Here is a 1,513-nt window from a genome sequence, read left to right on the forward strand (position 1 = left end):
TGAAGCACGAGACTGGTCGAGCCCGCCGAGCCTATGTCGAAGACATACTCGCCTGCGCGCATGGCGCCGGGCTCGAAGGCGAGGCATGTCGACCCAACGTCGTCGCCTGTCGTTTTCGCGCCGCAGATTTCCTTCGCCGCCTTCACTGCGGAGAGATGCTGACGCATCAAGCCCGGCTTCGGGCGACCGGCGCGAATCCTGTCGATGACGAAGGGCTTCCCGGTCGCCATCGACAGGCTCAAAGCGGAGCGCAGGATCTGCCCGCCGCCTTCACCGAGGGCGCCATCGATCATGATCATTTCGGCACGCTCACCCTTTCACGCAAACGAGCTGACGCAGAGTATGGACGATTTCGACGAGATCGGACTGCGCCGCCATCACGGCGTCGATATCCTTGTAAGCCTTCGGCGTCTCGTCGATCACATCGGCGTCCTTACGACATTCGACGCCCGCAGTCGCAGCCGCATGATCCTCGACCGTGAAGCGGCGCTTGGCTTCGGTGCGCGACATCACGCGTCCGGCGCCATGCGAGCAGGAGCAAAAGCTCTCCATATTGCCCTTGCCGCGCACGATAAAGGACTTCGCGCCCATGGAGCCGGGGATGATTCCAATCACGCCCTCGGCCGCACGCACTGCGCCTTTGCGGGTGATCAGCACATCCTCGCCGAAGTGATGTTCACGCGCGACATAATTGTGATGACAGTTCACCGCCTCGAGATGCGCCTCGAAGGGCTTTGCGATCACCTCGCGCGCGGCGTCGACCGCATGGCGCATCATCACTTCGCGATTGGCCATGGCGAAAGACTGCGCCCATTCGACGGCCTCGACATAATCGTCGAAGCCTTCGGTTCCCTCCGGCAGATAAGCGAGATCCTTGTCCGGAATATTGATGAAGTAGCGGCGCATGTCTTCCCTGGCGCGCTCGATGAAATAAGAGCCGATGGCGTTGCCCACGCCGCGCGAGCCCGAATGCAGCATGAACCACACGCGATCCTCCTCATCGAGACAGAGCTCGATGAAGTGATTACCCGTGCCGAGCGTGCCGAGATGGTTCGCGGTGTTGGCCTTGGCGAGCTTGGGATGCTTGTCGACGATGCGCGTGAATCCCGTTTCCAGCGCCGACCAAGCCTCGGCCGTCGCGGCCGGCAAGTCACTCCAGGAGCCCTTGTCCCGGCCGAGAGTGCGTCCATGCGGCACGGCCTTTTCCAACGCCGCTCGCAGAGGCGCGAGCGTGTCGGGGAGATCCGACGCCGAGAGGGAGGTCCGGACCGCCATCATGCCGCAGCCGAGATCGACGCCGACTGCCGCCGGAATGATCGCGCCCTTGGTCGGGATCACCGAGCCGATGGTCGAGCCCTTGCCATAATGAACGTCGGGCATCACAGCGAGCCATTTGTAGATGAACGGCATGCGAGCGGTGTTGAGCAGCTGGCCCTTGGAGGCGTCGTCCACCGGCACGCCGCGCGTCCACATTTTTACCGGCGCCGCCTTGCTCGCCTTGGCGGCGTCGAAG

Annotated in this window: 2 protein-coding genes; both read right to left on the reverse strand. The window is 63.2% G+C overall.

Annotated features, from left to right (window positions below):
• The coding region (locus A1351_RS08210) for an RNA 3'-terminal phosphate cyclase (RefSeq protein ID WP_210178250.1) at window positions 1-293 on the reverse strand (293 nt) is incomplete at its 3' end.
• A gap of 16 nt (window positions 294-309) precedes the next feature.
• Window positions 310-1,513, reverse strand: a 1,204-nt coding sequence (locus A1351_RS08215; RefSeq protein ID WP_064032737.1) for an RtcB family protein, incomplete at its 5' end; no start/stop codon positions are given.

Origin of the sequence: Methylosinus sp. R-45379 (assembly GCF_001644125.1) — a bacterium.
Taxonomy (GTDB): Bacteria; Pseudomonadota; Alphaproteobacteria; order Rhizobiales; family Beijerinckiaceae; genus Methylosinus.